We start from the raw sequence: 18,786 nt of genomic DNA, 5'->3' as shown, positions 1-18,786 counted from the left end.
GAGCGCCGACATGTCTTTCCGCTTGCTCTCCGGCGACCCACCGCGCAGCACCTTCCTGGCGCTCGTGCTGATTGCCGTCGTCGCCCTGCTTGCCGCAGCGCCGTTTCTCTTTCCCGGTCCCAAATCGTTGGCCGTGGCCGCCAAGATACTGGTGTTCGTGATTCTTGTCGCCAGCTACGACCTGCTGCTGGGCTACACCGGCATCGTGAGCTTCGCGCACACCATGTTCTTCGGCATCGGCGCCTACGGCGTGGCGATCGCCAGCATCCGGATGGAGCCAGGCTGGACCGCGGTGTTCGCGGGCGTCGGTGGCGCGTTGGTCGTGTCGCTGGCGTTCGCCCTGTTGATCGGGCTGGCAAGCCTGCGCGTACGCGCGATCTTCTACGCCATGATCACGCTCGCGGTCGCGGCTGCGTTCCAGACGCTGGTGTCGCAGCTCTCTGACCTGACGGGCGGCGAAGACGGCCTGAACTTCAAAGTGCCCCAGATGCTGCGCCCGGCGTTCCGGCCGCTGTCGGAACCCCTGTTCGGCGTGACGATCGACGGCCGCATCATCACTTACTACCTGATCGCCGCGGTCTGCGCCGTGTTGTTCCTGATGTTGCTGCGTATCGTGAATTCGCCGTTCGGCCGCGTGCTGCAAGCCATTCGCGAAAACCCCTTCCGCGCCGAAGCCATCGGGTATCGCACGGTGCTGTACCGTAGCCTGTCGAACCTGCTAGCGGCCGCCTTCGCCACGCTGGCCGGTGCCATGTACGCGCTTTGGCTGCGCTACAACGGGCCGGACACCTCGCTGTCGTTCGAGATCATGCTGAACATCCTGCTGATGCTGGTGATCGGCGGCATGGGCACCATGTATGGCGCCGTGGTGGGCGCGAGCCTGTTCGTGTTCGCGCAAAGCTATCTGCAGGACGGCCTGCACGTGATCCACGATGCCGTCTCCGGCGTGGCGCCGCTGGCCCTGCTGTTCGAGCCGGACCGCTGGCTGCTATGGCTGGGCATCCTGTTCGTGGTGTCGGTGTACTACTTCCCGACGGGCATCGCGGGACGGTTGCGCGAACTGGCGCGGCGACATTGATTCCGTCGGCCTGGCCGCGCGCGGCACCAGGGCGCAATAGGCCGTCCTACTCCCGCCCTACTTCCCGCTCTGCCGCAGCGTGTCGGCTTCGCGCCGCAGGCCGTCCACCCGCCGCTGCATCTCATCGATCTTGCCGCGGTCCAGTTGCGAGCCGGCCGGCGTCGGCGCCAGTGGCTTCATCGTCGAGCCCGTGTTCAACGGCATCATGGCCGGCGGCGCCGTCGCGGCATCCACGGGTTTCTGGTTAAGCAACCGTTCAAGCAACATCAGTTGATTGCGCTGCGCCTGCAGCGCTTGCTCTTGCGAGGCCAGCGCCTGCTCATCCTCGTTGTCCGTGCCGAAGATGGCGGCGTGGTCCGGTGATCCGGCAGGAAGCTTGACGCGCGGCTCGGGCCCCGCATTCAAGACGTTCTTGCCCGCACGCGGGTCATCCACCGGCGAGGCCGCCGTGACGTCCGCGCCCGGATCGCGCTGCGCCACGGCAGCGCCAGCCGCGCATAGCGCGATGCCAAGCACGCCGGCCTTGACGGTGCTGCGCATGATGTCATTTACCCGCATCGGCATAGATCTCGAAGACGAAAAAAAACGGCAAGGGGTTTAGCCCTTGCCGTTTTATATCAGAACAGCGAACCGTTCCGACGTACTACTTAGATGATACGTGCGGCTTCAACCAGACGCACCACACGCCACGACTTCGAGCGCGAGATGGGACGGCCTTCAGCGATTTCAACCGTATCGCCTTCGTTGAATTGGTTCGATTCGTCGTGTGCCTTGTACTTCGCGGAGCGCACGATGATCTTGCCGAAGATGGGGTGCTTGACGCGGCGCTCAACGAGCACAACGACAGTCTTGTCCATCTTGTTGCTGACGACCTTGCCAACCAGCGTACGCTGGCGCTTGGCCACTTGGGTGTTTTGAGTTTCGCTCATGTTTATTTCCCTGCCTTCTCGGTCAGCAAGGTACGAACGCGCGCAATGTCGCGACGCACGTTGCGCAGCTGGCTGGTGTTGGCCAGTTGCTGCGTGGCCTTCTGCATACGCAGACCGAATTGTGCCTTCAGCAGGCTTTCGAGCTCTTTGCCGAGCTCGGCGGCGTCTTTCGAACGGAGTTCGCTAGCTTTCATGTTAGTACTCCTTAAGCACCGATATGACGCGCGACGAACGTGGTCGAAATCGGCAGCTTGGCAGCGGCCAGGCGGAAAGCTTCACGCGCGATCTCTTCGCTCACACCTTCCATTTCGTAGAGCACTTTGCCGGGCTGAATTTCAGCGACCCAGTACTCAGGATTGCCCTTACCGTTACCCATACGGACTTCGGCGGGCTTCTGCGAGATGGGCTTATCCGGGAAAATGCGAATCCAGATACGGCCGCCACGCTTGATGTGACGATTGATAGCACGACGAGCGGCTTCGATCTGGCGAGCGGTCAGACGGCCACGGCCGGTGGCCTTCAGACCGAATTCGCCGAACGACACGTGGGTACCACGGGTCGCCAGACCGGTGTTGCGGCCCTTCTGCTCTTTGCGATACTTTCTGCGAGAGGGTTGCAGCATGGTTATTCTCCTTCAGGCGCCGGAGCAGCGTCCGCCTTGCGGGGACCACCACGACCACGGCCACCCGGACGACCGGTGCGAGCACCGTCCGGACGATCACCACGCGGAGCGCGGCGCGGACGACGTTCTTCTTCGCGCGGGGCAGCGGTTTCCGGCGGCAATTCGCCGTTGGCCAGCATGTCGCCCTTATAGACCCAGACCTTGATGCCGATCACGCCATAGGTCGTGTGGGCTTCGGAGGTGCCGTAGTCGATATTGGCCTTGAGGGTGTGCAGCGGCACACGGCCTTCGCGATACCACTCGGTGCGGGCAATTTCGATACCGTTCAGACGGCCGGCGCTCATGATCTTGATGCCTTGGGCACCCAGACGCATTGCGTTCTGCATCGCGCGCTTCATTGCGCGACGGAACATGATGCGCTTCTCGAGCTGTTGCGAGATCGAGTCGGCGATCAGTTGAGCATCGGTTTCCGGCTTGCGGATTTCTTCGATGTTGACGTGCACGGGCACGCCCATCAGACGCTGCAGATCAGCCTTCAGGCTTTCGATGTCTTCGCCGCGCTTGCCGATCACCACGCCCGGACGAGCCGAGTAGACGGTGATGCGGGCATTCTTGGCCGGACGCTCGATGATCACGCGACCAACGGAGGCGCTCTTGAGCTTCTTCTTCAGGTACTCGCGAACGCGAATGTCTTCGGCAAGCATCGTGCCGAAGGCCTTGTCGTCGGCGAACCAACGCGAGGACCAATTACGGGTGACCGCGAGACGGAACCCAGTGGGGTGAATTTTCTGACCCATCGTGACTCCTTAAGCTCCGACCTTGACCGTGATGTGGCAGGTCTGCTTCTCGATACGGTTGCCGCGGCCCTTGGCGCGAGCGGAGAAGCGCTTCATCGACTGAGCCTTGTCCACAAAAATCGTGGTGACTTTCAGTTCGTCGATATCGGCGCCGTCGTTGTGCTCGGCGTTGGCGATGGCGGACTCGACAGCCTTCTTCAGGATGACGGCAGCCTTCTTCGGCGAGAAGGTGAGGATCTCCAGCGCACGGCCGACCTTCTGACCACGGATCAAGTCCGCAACCAGACGGGTCTTCTGTGCCGAGATGTGCACCCCACGGATAATGGCAGTAGTTTCCATCGCTTACCTCTTCGCCTTCTTGTCCGCAGCGTGGCCCTTGAACGTACGGGTCAGCGCGAACTCGCCCAGCTTGTGACCGACCATGTTCTCGTTGATGTACACGGGGACATGCTGCTTGCCGTTGTGCACAGCGATCGTCAGACCGATGAACTCGGGCAGGATCGTGGAACGACGCGACCAGGTCTTGATCGGCTTCTTGTCTTTGCCCGCGACGGCCGTGTCCACCTTTTTGATCAGGTGAGCATCGACAAACGGGCCTTTCTTGATCGAACGTGACATAGTGTTCGCCTCTTACTTGCGCTTGCGCCGTTGGACGATCATATTGTTCGTCCGCTTGTTGCGACGGGTCTTGAAACCCTTCGCCGGAGTACCCCACGGGCTGACCGGTTCGCGTGCTTCACCGGTACGGCCTTCACCGCCACCGTGCGGGTGATCCACCGGGTTCATGGCAACGCCACGGACCGTCGGGCGGATACCACGCCAACGCATTGCACCGGCCTTGCCGATTTGGCGCAGGCTGTGTTCTTCGTTACCGACTTCACCAATGGTGGCGCGGCATTCGATGTGCACACGGCGAACTTCACCCGAGCGCAGACGAACCTGAGCGTAGATGCCTTCGCGAGCCAGCAGGACGGCGGAAGCGCCAGCCGAGCGGACCATCTGAGCACCCTTGCCAGGCAGCATTTCGACGCAGTGAATCGTCGTACCCACCGGGATGTTGCGGATCGGCAGGGTGTTGCCGGCGCGGATCGGGGCTTCGATACCCGACAGCACAGTGGCACCCACTTCCAGACCACGCGGAGCGATGATGTAACGACGTTCGCCGTCGGCGTAGCACAGCAGAGCGATGTGCGCCGTACGGTTGGGGTCATATTCCAGACGCTCAACCTTCGCCGGGATACCGTCCTTGTCACGACGGAAGTCGACCAAGCGGTAGTGTTGCTTGTGACCGCCGCCACGATGGCGGATCGTGATGTGACCGTTGTTGTTACGGCCAGAACCACGGGTCTTCTTTTCCAGCAGCGGCGCGTAGGGCTCACCCTTGTGCAGGTTGGGACTGACAACCTTCACCATGCCACGGCGGCCGGCCGAAGTCGGCTTAACTTTTACGAGGGCCATTTACTTCACCTCCGCAAAGTCGATTTCCTGGCCGTCCTTGAGCGACACGTAAGCCTTGCGCTCATTACGGCGACGGCCAACGAATCGGCCAAAGCGCTTGACTTTGCCCTTACGGTTGAGGACCTGCACGGACTCGACCTGCACCTTGAAGAGCAGTTCGACGGCAGCCTTGATTTCCGGCTTGGTAGCGTCAGCCACGACACGGAAAGCGACTTGCTGATTCTTCTCAGCGACGAACGTGGCCTTTTCGGTCACGATCGGAGCCAGAATGACTTGCATCAAGCGTTCAGCGTTCATCCCAGCATCTCCTCGAGTTGAGCGATGGCCGGCTTGGTGATCAGCACTTTCTTGTAGTGGACCAGCGACAACGGATCGGCATAACGGGGCTCGACAACAGCAACGTGCGGCAGGTTGCGGGTGGCGAGGTAAACATTCTCATCAACGCTGTCGGTGATGATCAGGACGGAGTCCAGGCCCAGGCTCTTCAGCTTTGCAGCAGCAGCCTTGGTCTTGGGCGATTCCAGATCAAACGATTCGACAACAGCGATGCGGTCTTCACGAGCCAGTTGCGACAGGATCGAACGGATCCCGGCGCGGTACATCTTCTTGTTGACCTTCTGGCTGAAGTTCTCTTCGGGCGAGTTCGGGAAAATCCGACCACCGCCACGCCACAGCGGCGACGAAGTCATACCAGCGCGTGCGCGGCCGGTACCCTTCTGGCGCCAGGGCTTCTTGGTCGAGTGCTTAACTTCGGCACGATCCTTCTGAGCGCGGTTGCCGGCACGGGCATTGGCTTGGAAAGCCACCACGATCTGATGAATCAGCGCTTCGTTGAAGTCACGGCCGAAGATCGTATCGGGCGCGCTGAACGTAGCAGCGGCCTGACCTTGGTCGTTCAGGAGCTTGAGATCCATTTACTTACGCTCCCTTCTTGGCCGGGGCCTTGATGGCCGGGCGCACGACGATGTCGGCGCCAGCGTGGCCGGGGACAGCGCCCTTGACCAGCAACAGGCCACGCTCAACGTCAACGCGAACGACGTCGAGGTTTTGAACGGTGCGGGTGACATCACCCAGGTGACCAGCCATGCGCTTACCCGGGAAAATACGGCCCGGATCTTGTGCTTGACCAATCGAGCCGGGAACGCGGTGCGAACGGGAGTTACCGTGCGAAGCGCGTTGCGAGCCGAAGTGGTGACGCTTGATGGTACCGGCGAAGCCTTTACCAATGGTCGTGCCCGTCACGTCGACCTGTTGGCCGGCTTCGAACACGGATTCCACAGCGATCACGGTACCGGCTGCAAATTCAGCAGCGCGAGCGGGATCCAGGCGGAATTCTTTGAGGATGCTACCGGCTTCAACGCCGGCTTTGGCGTAGTGGCCCGTTTGCGGCTGAACCACACGCGAGGCACGACGAGTGCCATAAGTCACTTGGATCGCGGCGTAGCCGTCGGTTTCCTGCGACTTAACTTGGGTCACGCGGTTGTTCGACACGTCCAGCACGGTCACCGGGATGGATTCACCTTCCTCGGTAAAAATGCGGGTCATGCCGACCTTGCGACCCACCAGCCCCAGCCGATGAGCGGCGGGCGTGGGTGTCGAATTCGACATCGTTTTCTCCATTCCCGACTGCGATTGGTCGGGGCTAATCGGGCAAAAGGTAACGGCCTTTGCCCTACGACTATGTTCAACCTGGGTCGAGGATTAGTTGGGTATTAGCCCATCCCGTTCCCATAGTCAGTCTTGCCACAAAATGGCAAGCTTGGCATATTAGCATGATTTTTTCAGTCAGCACAAGCACTTAGCCCACTTAGGGCGTGTGCCCAGCGGCAGTTTTGCCACAGTGTGGCAAGGCGCCGCCAGCGACCTTGAAAACAGGTCTCTGCTGGGACAGTGAGCGCCCGCTAACTTGCGGACAGGGCCGCGAAAGTCCGGACGCCATGCCTGGGGTGGATCACCGCCAGGCGCCGCTGAAAAAACAAAATGGCCGCACTCCCAGGGGAATACGGCCATTTTTCGAGCCTACCGGCGAAGGTAGCAGGCTCGGTACGCCTTACTGCAGCGCGATTTCGACGTCGACGCCGGCCGGCAGGTCCAGACGCATCAGAGCGTCAACGGTCTTGTCGGTGGGATCAACGATGTCCATCAAGCGCTGATGGGTACGGATTTCGAACTGGTCACGCGACGTCTTGTTGACGTGCGGCGAACGCAGAACGTCGTAGCGACGGATACGCGTGGGCAGCGGCACCGGGCCGCGGACAACGGCGCCGGTACGCTTGGCGGTGTCGACGATTTCAGCGGCCGATTGATCGATCAGCTTGTAATCGAAGGCTTTCAAGCGGATACGGATCTTTTGGTTTTTCATGGCGTTTCCTAAAGAACGAGAGGCGAAGGCGACGAAGCGCCCTCGCTGATTGTTTGCTGCTTAAGTGATCCGAATTACTTCAGGATCTTGGCGACGACGCCGGCGCCGACGGTACGACCGCCTTCACGGATGGCGAAACGCAGACCTTCTTCCATGGCGATGGGAGCCAACAGCTTGACCGTCATGGCCACGTTGTCGCCCGGCAGAACCATTTCCTTGTCGGCCGGCAGCTCGATCGTGCCCGTCACGTCCGTCGTGCGGAAGTAGAACTGGGGACGATAGCCTTGGAAGAACGGAGTGTGACGGCCGCCTTCTTCCTTGGACAGGATGTACACCTCGGACGTGAAGTCCGTGTGCGGGGTGATCGAGCCCGGCTTGGCCAGAACTTGGCCGCGCTGGACGTCTTCACGCTTGGTGCCGCGCAGCAGGATGCCCACGTTGTCGCCAGCTTGACCTTGGTCGAGCAGCTTGCGGAACATTTCAACGCCCGTGCAAGTCGTCTTGACCGTCGGAACCAGACCGACGATTTCGATTTCTTCGCCGACCTTGACGATACCGCGTTCGATACGGCCGGTCACCACGGTGCCGCGACCCGAGATCGAGAACACGTCTTCAACCGGCATCAGGAACGCGCCGTCAACGGCACGCTCAGGCGTCGGGATGTACGAGTCCAGCGCAGCAGCCAGGTTCATGATGGCCTGTTCGCCCAGTTCGCCCTTGTCGCCTTCCAGCGCCAGCTTGGCCGAACCCTTGACGATCGGGGTGTCATCACCCGGGAAGTCGTACTTCGACAGAAGTTCGCGAACTTCCATTTCCACCAGCTCCAGCAGCTCGGCGTCGTCAACCATGTCAGCCTTGTTCAGGAAGACGATGATGTACGGCACGCCAACTTGGCGGCTCAGCAGGATGTGTTCACGCGTTTGCGGCATCGGGCCGTCAGCGGCCGAAACCACCAGGATTGCGCCGTCCATTTGCGCGGCGCCCGTGATCATGTTCTTCACATAGTCAGCGTGGCCCGGGCAGTCAACGTGCGCGTAGTGACGCGCTTCCGTTTCGTACTCGACGTGGGCGGTGTTGATCGTGATGCCGCGAGCCTTTTCTTCAGGAGTCGCATCGATCTGGTCGTAGCCCTTGGCTTCGCCACCGAACTTGTTCGACAGAACGGTCGTGATAGCTGCCGTCAACGTCGTTTTGCCGTGGTCAACGTGACCAATCGTACCCACGTTCACGTGCGGCTTGGTACGTTCAAACTTGCCTTTTGCCATGATCTCTATCCTTTAACTTTCAAGGAAACTTGAATCTGCCAGGCCGCCCGGATGGGCGGACCTGGCTAGGGTTATTTACTTGGCCCGAGCGGCGATGACTTCGTCAGCGACGTTCTTGGGAGCCTCGGAGTAATGCTTGAATTCCATCGTGTACGTGGCACGACCTTGCGTCAGCGAACGCAGGTTCGTGGCGTAACCGAACATCTCGGCCAGGGGCACTTCAGCCTTGATGGTCTTGCCGCCACCGACCATGTCGTCCATGCCTTGGACCATGCCGCGACGCGAGGACAGATCGCCCATCACGGTACCAGCGTAGTCTTCCGGCGTTTCGACTTCAACGGCCATCATCGGTTCCAGCAGCACGGGGCTGGCCTTGCGCAGACCTTCCTTGAATGCCATGGAGCCGGCCATCTTGAACGCGTTTTCGTTCGAGTCCACATCGTGGTACGAACCGAAGAACAGCGTGACCTTGACGTCGACGATCGGGTAGCCAGCCAACACGCCCGAAGGCAGCGTTTCCTGGATGCCCTTGTCCACTGCGGGGATGTATTCGCGAGGAACCACACCGCCCTTGATGGCGTCCACGAATTCGAAACCGCCGCCCGGGGGCAGGGGTTCAACCTTCAGCACCACGTGGCCGTACTGGCCGCGGCCGCCCGACTGCTTGACGAACTTGCCTTCAACTTCGTCGCAGGTCTTGCGGATGGTTTCACGGTAGGCCACTTGCGGCTTGCCGACGTTGGCTTCAACGCCGAACTCACGCTTCATGCGGTCGACCAGAATTTCCAGGTGAAGCTCGCCCATGCCGGAAATGATGGTTTGGCCGGATTCTTCGTCGCTGCGCACGCGGAACGACGGATCTTCCTGAGCCAGACGCGACAGCGCCAGACCCATCTTTTCCTGGTCAGCCTTCGACTTCGGTTCCACGGCCTGCGAAATCACGGGCTCGGGGAAAATCATGCGTTCGAGCAGGATGTGGGAGTCGATGTCGCACAGCGTTTCGCCGGTGGTCACGTCTTTCAGACCCACCACGGCGGCGATGTCGCCTGCCAACACTTCCTTGATTTCTTCGCGGTTGTTCGCGTGCATCTGCAGAATGCGGCCGATACGTTCCTTCTTGCCCTTGATGGGGTTGTAGACCGTATCGCCCGACTTCAGGACGCCCGAGTAAACGCGCACGAAGGTCAATTGACCCACGAACGGATCGCTCATCAGCTTGAATGCCAGAGCCGAGAACTTCTCGCCATCGTCAGCCGAACGCTTGACGGGATTGCCATCGTCGTCCATGCCGTCGACCGGGGGAATATCCACGGGCGAAGGCAGGTAGTCGATGACGGCATCCAGCATGCGCTGCACGCCCTTGTTCTTGAAGGCAGTGCCGCACAGCATCGGCTGGATTTCGCCAGCGATGGTGCGTTGGCGGATGGCCAGGTTGATTTCTTCTTCGTCCAAGGAACCCGTTTCCAGGTACTTGTTCATCAGCTCTTCCGACGATTCGGCGGCAGCTTCAACCAGCTTTTCGCGCCATTCGTTGGCTTGACCTTCCAGCTCGGCCGGAATGTCGTGGTAGTCGAACTTGATGCCTTGGCTGGCTTCGTCCCAAATGATCGCCTTCATCTTGACCAGGTCGACCACGCCTTGGAACGTGTCTTCGGCACCGATCGGGATCACGATCGGCACGGGATTGGCACGCAGGCGGTTCTTCAGCTGGTCATAGACCTTGAAGAAGTTGGCGCCGGTGCGGTCCATCTTGTTGACGAAGGCCAGACGCGGCACGCCGTACTTGTTAGCTTGGCGCCACACGGTTTCGGACTGGGGCTGAACGCCACCCACAGCGCAGTAGACCATGCAAGCACCGTCCAGGACGCGCATGGAACGTTCCACCTCAATGGTGAAGTCCACGTGCCCCGGGGTGTCGATGATGTTGATGCGGTGTTCGGGATAGTTCTTCGCCATGCCACGCCAAAACGCCGTCGTAGCTGCCGACGTAATGGTGATGCCACGCTCTTGCTCTTGTTCCATCCAGTCCATGGTGGCTGCGCCATCATGCACTTCGCCAATCTTGTGATTGACGCCGGTGTAGAACAGGATACGTTCGGTCGTGGTGGTCTTCCCTGCATCGATGTGCGCAGAGATACCAATGTTGCGATAGCGCTCGATCGGGGTTTTGCGGGCCATGGTGGATTAGTCCTTAAATTACCAGCGGAAATGGCTGAAGGCCTTGTTGGCCTCTGCCATCTTGTGCGTGTCTTCGCGCTTCTTCATCGCGGCGCCACGACCTTCGGAGGCGTCGATCAGTTCGCCAGCAAGACGCAGATCCATCGACTTCTCGCCACGCTTCTTAGCGGCTTCACGGAGCCAACGCATAGCCAGGGCCAGGCGGCGCACGGGGCGCACTTCAACCGGCACTTGGTAGTTGGCACCGCCAACGCGGCGGCTCTTCACTTCGACGATCGGCTTGATGTTGTTGATCGCCAGGCTGAAAACCTCGATCGGCTCTTTGCCGGTCTTGGTTTGCACTTGCTCGAGGGCACCGTAAACGATGCGTTCGGCGACGGCCTTCTTGCCGTCCAGCATGACGACGTTCATGAACTTGGCGAGTTCGACGCTGCCGAACTTAGGATCGGGCAGAATCTCGCGCTTGGGTACTTCGCGACGACGGGGCATTGTTGCTTCCTTGTGTCTGTTCAGTTGAACCGTGTTTCATTACACGGCCATGGCCGCCCATTGGGACGACCCCTTACGTGCCGCGCTCCATCCCAGAAACCGGAGGGCGCGGTCGCACTTCCCTAGTGACGGACTTCCGCCACGCGGGGGTACTGCTGACTCGTTATTAAGCCTTCTTCGGGCGCTTGGCGCCGTACTTCGAGCGGGCTTGCTTACGATCCTTGACGCCTTGCAGGTCGAGGGAACCGCGCACGATGTGATAACGCACACCGGGCAAGTCCTTCACACGACCGCCACGCACCAGAACCACCGAGTGCTCTTGCAGGTTGTGGCCTTCACCGCCGATGTACGAAATGACTTCGTAACCGTTGGTCAGACGCACTTTGGCAACCTTACGCAGAGCGGAGTTCGGCTTCTTGGGGGTGGTGGTGTACACGCGAGTGCACACGCCGCGGCGTTGCGGGCAGTTTTCGAGCGCGGGGCTCTTGCTTTTGATGATGCTGACTTCGCGCGGCTTGCGCACGAGTTGGCTAATGGTAGGCATGACCTTTGAAATCCCTTTTACGTACCACTGGTAAGTACTTACGTACTCGTCTCCTCAAGAGTGTCTTTCGGAGAAGGCAGTTCGCGCAAAACCGCCTCAAACGTTCATATACGTAAAAGAGCGGGCTTGCCAACAAACTATGACAAACGCACAAAACTGAGTGCCTCGGGGGCAGTCGGACTGATGGACCCAAAATAAAAGGCTCGTGACGCACCTTGATTTCGGATCCTGGACTGTTTACCCTTTAGCGAACAGATTTTGCGCGCGAAATAAAGCAGTAAGCCCTTTAGCATAACTGAGATCAAGGGATACTGTCAAAGAAATTTGTAAATGCCGCAGCGCGGCGCGCGGCCAGCGAAATGGCGGCGCAAAGACAACGGTTTCGGCGCGGGTCGTGAAAAATGGGGCCACGTACCCGGCAAATCGTGACACTGCCAACGAGCCTGGGAACGCCCGTTTCGGCCTGAAAGCGGCGTTGTTGCCCGGGTAAACCACGAGTCTATGCAGGCAGGCTTCAGGCGTGCATGCGAGCAGTGTACCCGGGCGGCCGCGCTACTGGTCGGCGAATAGGTAACCGCTACCGTAGACCGTGCGGATCGGCAGCATGACGCCGGCCAATTCCGCCTTGCGACGCAGGCGGCTGACGATCACATCGATGCTGCGCGAGCCGCTGGAGCGCACCCCGCCCCCTTCCACCCGCAGTTCGTCGCCCAGCTCGGAGCGCCCAACCGCCCTGCCCGCCACTTCCAGCAGCGAACGCACGATCAGGCGCTCGTTGGCCGACAGGGAAATGGCGGCACCCGACGGCGCGACCAGCGTCCAGCCCTGATCCCGCAGTTCCCACTGGCCATTGGCCACGTCATCGGAAACCGGGTTTTCCTGGGCAACGGGCAGGCGCCGCGCCAGCGCCAGCAGGATGCACGCGAGTTCGCGCGGGTCCTGGGGATCGGTCAGGCAGGCGTCGGCGCCGCTTTGCAGGCAGCGCAGGCGGCTGTCCACGGACATGCCGCGGCCGGAAACCACAATTCCCATTGGGGACGAACCGTGCAGCCGCGCGACCAGCGCGTAACCGATTTCGCCCAACGTCCCGACATCCAGAACGACGGCATCGTAGATACCGCTATTGAGCAATCCGAACAGCTCCAGCGACGTCGAGCAGCCACGCGCGGAGATCCCGGCCTGCAGCAAGGCGGACACGGCGGCGTTGCGGGCCACCTCATCCGGCGACATCATAAGTATGCGCAATTGATTCATAGCTAATTTCCACCTCTAACCCGAAATCACTCGACGTTGCCGAAATGTGACAGCCAACGTGGGGCGATTGAGACAGTGTGGCGGCTTGTTGCGCAACAACTCCAGTCAAGATTCGTTAACTTTGCAATGTTTGACAGTTCTTTCCATAACGTAGCCAGCCCCCGCTTCTCCCGAGTTATCATTCGATTACATAATTTCGCTCACCCCTCTTGCAGTAGGGCGCCATAGGGCGCGCTTGCGTAGCAAGCCTTCGCGAGAACACGTTTGATGAAAATCGCGTCGCTGGAAGACGACCTCGATCAAGCCCGGCGCATCCACCAGGTGTTGACCGCCGCGGGATACACCTGCACCAGTTATCACCAGAGCCGTGACCTGCTGGCCGCACTGCGTACCGAGAACTTCGATCTGGTGCTGCTGGACTGGCATTTGCCAGATATCGACGGCGACGATGTGGTGCGCTGGTTGCGCGCCAACATCGGCCCGCGCGTGCCCGTCATTTTCCTGACGAACCGGTCCAGCGAAGACGATCTGGTGGAAGGCCTGCGTGCGGGCGCCGACGATTACATCGTCAAGCCGTTGCGCCCGCTGGAGTTGCTGGCACGCGTGGCGGCGTTGCTGCGCCGCAGCCAGATCGCCGAGCCCGCCAACGATTCGTTCGACGTCGCCAACTATCGCATCGAACCTGCGGCCCGCGTCATTTCGCTCAATGGCGCGGCGGTGACGCTGGCGCCCAAGGAATTCGAACTGGCGCTGCTGTTCTTTCGCAACCAGGGTCGCCTCATGTCGCGCGACGTCTTGGCCGAATGCGTCTGGAACCGGGAAATCCCCGCGACCTCGCGCACGCTGGACACGCACTTGTCGAACATCCGGCAAAAGCTTCAGTTGCGCCCTGAAAACGGTGTGCGCCTCACCTCGTCCTACGCCCTTGGCTACCGGCTGGAACTGATCGGCGCGTCGGAAGATAGCCCGGCGAGCCCGTCGTAGACGCCTTCGCGCGCATTCCTGGAGAACAGAACGTCATGAGCCGCTGCCGCGCGCTTTCTTTGCTTGCCTTGGTTTCTTGTGCACTGACCGCCCCCGCCCACAGCCAGCCTGCCGGGGCCCTGGGCGAGGACTTCATCTATCGCGTCCGCCAAGGCGACACCTTGATCAACCTGGCGACGCAATACACGCGCGACCAGGCCAATTGGGCGCCGCTGCAAACGCTGAACAAGGTCGTCGCACCGGAACTGCTGCCCATCGGGCTGGAGTTGCGCATCCCGTTGGCGATGATTCCCGAACACGCCGCCGAGGCGCACGTGCTGCACGTCAGCGGCCAAGCCAACATGAACGGCCAGCCTTTGCGGCCGGGCCAGAATCTGGCCGAAGGCAGCACCGTGGTGACCGCGCAGAACGGCTTCGTCACGCTGGAACTGGCCGACGGATCCAAGCTCACCCTGCCCGCCGGCGGTTCGGTCGAACTGGCGCGCCTGCGCCAATTCGAAGGCACTGCGCTGACGGACTCCGTCATCCATGTGCAGCGCGGCAGCGTGGAATCCACGGTTGCGCCCACCGGCCAAGGCGTAGGCCGCTTTGAAGTGCGCACTCCCGTCGCCGTCACCGGCGTACGCGGCACGCGTTTCCGCGTGCAGAGCGGCGCGGGCGGCGTGCATAGCGAAGTGCTGGAAGGCAGCGTGCGCCTGCAACCCCACGCGCCCGGCACCACGCCGGCCAAGCCGGTTGCCGTGGCGCGCGGTTATGGCGCCGCTGTCCGCAGCGACGGCAGTGTGTCGGGCGTGCGCGAACTGCTGGCCGCCCCGCAACTCTCCGCCCCCGAACGTTCAGGCGGTGGGGGCTGGACCAGCACTTTCGCCCCCGTGGCGGGTGCCCAGAGTTATCTGGTGCGCGTATCGCGCGACGCCGAGGGCACACTGCCGGTATCGTCGGTCGCATTCCCGACCAACGACATCCGCTTTACGGCCCCCGGGCCCGGCACGTACTACGTGTCGGTGCGCGCCATCGATGACCTGGGCTTGAGCGGGCAGGATGCGGTGGCCACGTTCGAAGGCGCCAACCAGCTGATGACCAGCTACGGTCTGGGGGTCGCCAGCGGCTCGGGCGAGCCCGTCATACTTACTGAGTACTAGGGCCTGACCCCACGCAAAGGAGCCCCATGGCCGATGCTGCCGACACCGTTGACCGGACCTCGCGCTCAGCGCTGTGGTTGACGGTAGTGCTGGCGGTGCTGGCGGCCGTGCTGGGCTCGCTCAATGGGCTGGGCCGGGTCGATCAGATCCTCTACGACCGCGTTGCGACATTGACCAGCCGCCCCGCGGACCCTGACATCCTGATCGTCGCCATCGATGACACCAGCATCGATACGCTGGGGCGCTGGCCATGGCGGCGCGCGATCCACGCGGCGCTGCTTGACCGCCTGCAAGGCGCGCGCGCTGTCGGGCTGGACCTGATCTTCGCGGAAAGCGATACCGTCAACCCCAACGACGACCGGATCCTTGCGGACAGCATCCGGCGCAACGGTCATACGGTCCTGCCCATCGTGCTGGACCGCCTCTCGAATCCGTCGGCGATCGCCGCCCCCATCCCTATCCTGGCGCAAGCGGCCGCCTCAAGCGGCTTCATCAACGCGCGCGTCGACTCCGATGGAGTCGTGCGCGAGGCCACGCCGGCCACCGACTTTGCGGGCGAACGCCGGTTCCATCTTGCGCTGTCCATGCTCACGGTCGGAGGCCAGCCCGATAAAGCGCAACAGCTGCTGCAACAGGCCGGGCCCGACGGCAGCATCCTGATCCCCTATGCCGGCGCCAGGGGCCACATACGCACCGTCTCCTACCTGTCGGTGCTGCGCGGCGACGTGCCGGCCGAAGCGTTGCGAGGCAAGTACGTGCTGGTGGGCGCCTGGGCCACCGGCCTGGGCGACGCGTACCCCACGCCAGTCTCGCACGACCTCAGCGGCATGTCGGGCGTGGAGATCATCGCCAACCTGCTGCAGGCAGCGCGCGACGACATCTCGTACCAGCGGCCGGCCGCCACCTGGAACGCGCTGTTCTCCGCCCTGCCTGTCCTGCTGGCCTGCCTGGCGTTATGGCGGCTGTCGCCCAAGCGCGCCCTGCTGGTCAGCGTCGCCTTGATCGCCGCCATCCTGCTGGCCTCATGGGTGTTATTGGCCCATGCCTACCTCTGGTTTGCGCCGACCGCCGCCCTGGTGGGCGTAGCGCTGTGTTATCCGCTGTGGAGCTGGCGCAGCCAGGAAGCGGCCTTACGCTACATGGATAACGAGCTGCGACGGCTGCAGCGCGAATACCCGCCGGTGCTGAACGAGGCCCGCGCTCAGCTCGCCGGGCCCAACGTATCGCTGGAAAGCCGCGTGGGCGAACTGCGGCGCGCACTGGCACGGGTGCGGAACCTACGGCGGTTCCTGGCCGACGGCCTGGACGGGATGCCGGACGCGACGCTGGTCTTCGATCAGGAAGGCCACATGCAATTCCGCAATCAGGCCGCCGTCATGTACTTCCAGCGCCTGGGCATGCGCCCGCCGCGCGTGGGACACCCCGCCACGCATTTGCTTGAGAAGACCATTTCGGACGACGCGACGCGGCAACGCGTGGCCGAGGCGCTAAGCGGCAAACCGCCTGCGGACGCCACCTCGCCCTGGAGCGCCGACCTGGAAGTACGCGACTACGCCGGGCGCGACCTTATCCTGAAATGCGCCCCCATCCACACCGCCGAGGGGAACTTCGCCGGTACCGTCGCCACGCTGACCGATATCTCGCGCATCCGCCAGGCCGAGCGCCAGCGTGAAGAAACCCTGCGATTCATCTCGCACGACATGCGCGCACCGCAAAGCTCCATCCTGGCGCTGGTGGAAATGAAGCAGGAAGCCGCTACGCAGGACGACCAGGGAGATACCCTGGCGCGTATCGCCACACTGGCCAACCGGACACTGCATCTTGTCGATGATTTCGTGCACCTGACGCGCGCGGAATCGATGACGATCTGCGCCGTGGAACTGGACTTGGGCAGCCTGCTGCAGGATGGCGTGGACGAGTTCTGGGCCTCCGCCCACAAGCGCGACATCGCACTCGGCGTGCGATTGCCGTTGCCCGTGGCCTACACGCGGGGCGACCAGACCCTGTTGATGCGCGCCCTGTGCAATCTGATCGATAACGCTATCAAGTACAGCCCCCCCCAGACGCGCATCGAATGCGGCATCGAAGAAGAACCAGGCTTTTGGCGAGTGGATATTCGCGACCAGGGCCAGGGCATCGCCGAAGCGGACCTGGCGCGCCTGTTCGAACCTTTCTCGCGGGTGGGCGTGGAAACGCGTGGCGACGTCGGCGGCGCCGGGCTGGGCCTGGCGTTCGTGCGCACGGTGGCCGAACGCCATGGCGGGTCCGTCGAAGTCGCGAGCGAACTGGGCGCAGGCTCGGTATTCACCCTGCGCCTGCCCGCGGCGCCCGACGCGGCGTAACCCCCGCGTTTACTGGAAGGTGTGCGAGATCACCCCGGGTTTGCCGGCCTTGATCTCCAGCGTGCCCCGGTACGGCGGCAAGTCCGCATTGCGCAGCACCACCTGGTACTTCCCCGGGATGAGCCGCAACTCCTTGACGGGCGGGCTTATGCCGCGCGCGATGCCGTTGATCCACACCTCGCCCCAAGGGCGGATGTCCAGGCGCACCGTCACGGGGACGGCCAGCGGCCGGGGTTTGGGCGCCTCGTCGATGGGCGGGACCGCGGCCGCCGGCGTCTGGGCGGCAGGGTCAGGCGTTTCCACCGAAGCCGGCGGGGCCAGGTCGCCAGCGCTTGGATCCTTCGCTGCGGGCGTCTGTTCCGCAGACGGCTGGGCCGGTGCGGGAGGCTGCCACTGCGCGGTCGGCAGCGGCTGCGCCAATGCGACGGGCGGTATCGTCGCCTGCGGCGCGGGATGCACGGCAGGCGGATTGGGTTGGACCAGTTCCGAATGCGTGATCAGGGCGTTGGGAGTCCCCATGCCCCAGTGGAACCAGGAATACGTGCCGATGCCGATCAGCGCCGCGACGCACAACAGGGCCAGCAAAGGACGGCTGCGGCGGGCAGGTCTCGCCGCATTGGCCGTGGGCGGCGCCGCGTAGGAAGCGCCTGCGGCCGCCTCGGCTTCGGCCGGCGCGGGTTCGATGTAAGCCGCCACGCCCAGCAAGGCGGCCAATTCGGCCAGCGTCTGCGGGCGGTCCGCCGGCGCCATGGCCAAGCCGGCGTCGATGACGGACAGGAAGTCCGGGCTGTACTTGGTCAGCCCCAGCGACACCAGGGGTTCGTAGGTGTCCGCAGCGCGGCGCTCCGGCGCCGGCGGCGGACGATGGCCAGTCACCAGGGCATGCATCACGGCGCACAGGGCGTAGACGTCGCTCCAGGGGCCGCGCGGCCATTCCATGGAATCGGAATAAAGCTCGAACGGCGCAAAACCCGGCGTGGGGCTGCGGCTGGCGCGGCGCGAACGCGCAACGACCAGTTCGGGCAACAGATGCGCACGAGCGCCCTCGTCCATGCCCACGGTGTCCATCGAGATGTCGCCACAGATCTCACCCTGCGCGTGCAGGGCGATCAGCGACGGCAGCAGATCCGACAGGAGCCGCTTGATTCGCGTTTCCGGCACGCCGCCCGCCATACTGGCGGCAATCGCGCTCAAGGGGCGCAAGGCAAGCGGCGCGGCGCCGGAAAAGGGGCCACGCGGCGTCAGGAGGCCGGTGGACGAAGGCATTATCGGAATTGCGCTCATGCGCGTAGTGTGCAAAGGTTGAATAGCCTGAATATTATCCAATCCGCAACATCAGGAC

Annotated in this window: 22 protein-coding genes; 4 read left to right on the top strand and 18 right to left on the bottom strand. The window is 62.5% G+C overall.

The features are described 5' to 3' along the window. Window positions 1-10 precede the first annotated feature (10 nt). A complete protein-coding gene (locus AC27VE_RS02815; RefSeq protein WP_088588560.1) occupies window positions 11-1,078 on the top strand; it encodes a branched-chain amino acid ABC transporter permease in 1,068 nt (355 codons plus the stop codon). A 57-nt stretch (window positions 1,079-1,135) separates the two neighbouring features. Here the strand turns inward: AC27VE_RS02815 and AC27VE_RS02810 are convergent, their stop codons facing one another. From AC27VE_RS02810 to AC27VE_RS02730, 17 genes are all read right to left on the bottom strand, one after another. After that, window positions 1,136-1,618, bottom strand: coding sequence for a hypothetical protein (locus AC27VE_RS02810; RefSeq protein WP_427958236.1), 483 nt, complete (start codon window positions 1,616-1,618; stop codon window positions 1,136-1,138). A 107-nt stretch (window positions 1,619-1,725) separates the two neighbouring features. Then, a complete protein-coding gene (gene rpsQ, locus AC27VE_RS02805) occupies window positions 1,726-2,007 on the bottom strand; it encodes a 30S ribosomal protein S17 (protein WP_006227023.1) in 282 nt (93 codons plus the stop codon). A 2-nt stretch (window positions 2,008-2,009) separates the two neighbouring features. Then, the gene (gene rpmC / locus AC27VE_RS02800) at window positions 2,010-2,201 is read right to left on the bottom strand and encodes a 50S ribosomal protein L29 (protein ID WP_003806912.1); all 192 of its coding nucleotides are present in this window, start codon (window positions 2,199-2,201) and stop codon (window positions 2,010-2,012) included. Window positions 2,202-2,212: 11 nt separating this feature from the next. Beyond that, a complete protein-coding gene (rplP, locus tag AC27VE_RS02795) occupies window positions 2,213-2,629 on the bottom strand; it encodes a 50S ribosomal protein L16 (RefSeq protein WP_006216552.1) in 417 nt (138 codons plus the stop codon). A 2-nt stretch (window positions 2,630-2,631) separates the two neighbouring features. Next, window positions 2,632-3,426, bottom strand: coding sequence for a 30S ribosomal protein S3 (gene rpsC, locus AC27VE_RS02790; RefSeq protein WP_006227022.1), 795 nt, complete (start codon window positions 3,424-3,426; stop codon window positions 2,632-2,634). A gap of 9 nt (window positions 3,427-3,435) precedes the next feature. Beyond that, complete coding sequence (rplV, locus tag AC27VE_RS02785) at window positions 3,436-3,765, bottom strand: 50S ribosomal protein L22 (RefSeq protein ID WP_006227021.1); 330 nt, start codon at window positions 3,763-3,765, stop codon at window positions 3,436-3,438. Between the two features lie 3 nt (window positions 3,766-3,768). Further along, the gene (gene rpsS, locus AC27VE_RS02780; protein WP_006216555.1) at window positions 3,769-4,044 is read right to left on the bottom strand and encodes a 30S ribosomal protein S19; all 276 of its coding nucleotides are present in this window, start codon (window positions 4,042-4,044) and stop codon (window positions 3,769-3,771) included. 12 nt (window positions 4,045-4,056) lie between these two features. Continuing rightward, window positions 4,057-4,884, bottom strand: coding sequence for a 50S ribosomal protein L2 (rplB, locus tag AC27VE_RS02775; RefSeq protein WP_006227020.1), 828 nt, complete (start codon window positions 4,882-4,884; stop codon window positions 4,057-4,059). Further along, window positions 4,885-5,181 carry a 50S ribosomal protein L23 gene (gene rplW / locus AC27VE_RS02770; RefSeq protein WP_006216557.1) on the bottom strand — a complete coding sequence of 99 codons (297 nt, stop codon included), beginning with the start codon at window positions 5,179-5,181 and terminating at the stop codon, window positions 4,885-4,887. Then, window positions 5,178-5,798: a 50S ribosomal protein L4 gene (rplD, locus tag AC27VE_RS02765; protein WP_006216558.1), complete on the bottom strand. Its 621-nt coding sequence runs from the start codon at window positions 5,796-5,798 to the stop codon at window positions 5,178-5,180. The genes rplW and rplD overlap by 4 nt, the downstream gene beginning before the upstream one ends. A gap of 4 nt (window positions 5,799-5,802) precedes the next feature. Then, entirely contained in the window at window positions 5,803-6,492 is a 690-nt protein-coding gene (gene rplC, locus AC27VE_RS02760) for a 50S ribosomal protein L3 (RefSeq protein ID WP_006227019.1), read from the bottom strand. A gap of 442 nt (window positions 6,493-6,934) precedes the next feature. Then, window positions 6,935-7,246 (bottom strand): 30S ribosomal protein S10, encoded by a 312-nt coding sequence (gene rpsJ / locus AC27VE_RS02755; RefSeq protein ID WP_003806903.1) that lies wholly within the window; start codon window positions 7,244-7,246, stop codon window positions 6,935-6,937. A gap of 74 nt (window positions 7,247-7,320) precedes the next feature. Continuing rightward, complete coding sequence (gene tuf, locus AC27VE_RS02750; protein WP_057285896.1) at window positions 7,321-8,511, bottom strand: elongation factor Tu; 1,191 nt, start codon at window positions 8,509-8,511, stop codon at window positions 7,321-7,323. A gap of 75 nt (window positions 8,512-8,586) precedes the next feature. Next, on the bottom strand, window positions 8,587-10,689 hold the full coding sequence (gene fusA, locus AC27VE_RS02745) for an elongation factor G (RefSeq protein WP_488702981.1): 2,103 nt from the start codon (window positions 10,687-10,689) through the stop codon (window positions 8,587-8,589). Between the two features lie 18 nt (window positions 10,690-10,707). Beyond that, a complete protein-coding gene (gene rpsG / locus AC27VE_RS02740; RefSeq protein WP_006216561.1) occupies window positions 10,708-11,178 on the bottom strand; it encodes a 30S ribosomal protein S7 in 471 nt (156 codons plus the stop codon). A gap of 166 nt (window positions 11,179-11,344) precedes the next feature. Further along, window positions 11,345-11,722, bottom strand: a complete 378-nt coding sequence (rpsL, locus tag AC27VE_RS02735) for a 30S ribosomal protein S12 (RefSeq protein ID WP_005017264.1) — start codon at window positions 11,720-11,722, stop codon at window positions 11,345-11,347. A gap of 552 nt (window positions 11,723-12,274) precedes the next feature. After that, window positions 12,275-12,976, bottom strand: coding sequence for a response regulator transcription factor (locus AC27VE_RS02730; RefSeq protein WP_488702980.1), 702 nt, complete (start codon window positions 12,974-12,976; stop codon window positions 12,275-12,277). A 267-nt stretch (window positions 12,977-13,243) separates the two neighbouring features. On the opposite strand from AC27VE_RS02730, the gene AC27VE_RS02725 reads away from it, so the two are divergent. The 3 genes from AC27VE_RS02725 to AC27VE_RS02715 are packed head-to-tail and all read left to right on the top strand — an operon-like array spanning window position 13,244 to window position 17,444. Next, on the top strand, window positions 13,244-13,960 hold the full coding sequence (locus AC27VE_RS02725) for a response regulator transcription factor (RefSeq protein ID WP_488702979.1): 717 nt from the start codon (window positions 13,244-13,246) through the stop codon (window positions 13,958-13,960). A 35-nt stretch (window positions 13,961-13,995) separates the two neighbouring features. Then, on the top strand, window positions 13,996-15,102 hold the full coding sequence (locus AC27VE_RS02720; RefSeq protein WP_488702978.1) for a FecR domain-containing protein: 1,107 nt from the start codon (window positions 13,996-13,998) through the stop codon (window positions 15,100-15,102). A gap of 26 nt (window positions 15,103-15,128) precedes the next feature. Continuing rightward, the gene (locus AC27VE_RS02715; protein ID WP_488702977.1) at window positions 15,129-17,444 is read left to right on the top strand and encodes a CHASE2 domain-containing protein; all 2,316 of its coding nucleotides are present in this window, start codon (window positions 15,129-15,131) and stop codon (window positions 17,442-17,444) included. Window positions 17,445-17,453: 9 nt separating this feature from the next. Here the strand turns inward: AC27VE_RS02715 and AC27VE_RS02710 are convergent, their stop codons facing one another. After that, entirely contained in the window at window positions 17,454-18,710 is a 1,257-nt protein-coding gene (locus AC27VE_RS02710) for a serine/threonine-protein kinase (RefSeq protein ID WP_488702976.1), read from the bottom strand. Between the last annotated feature and the right edge of the window lie 76 nt (window positions 18,711-18,786).

The organism is Achromobacter sp. 18P8.1.1 (assembly GCF_057799415.1).
This window is presented reverse-complemented; position numbering and strand designations above follow the sequence as displayed.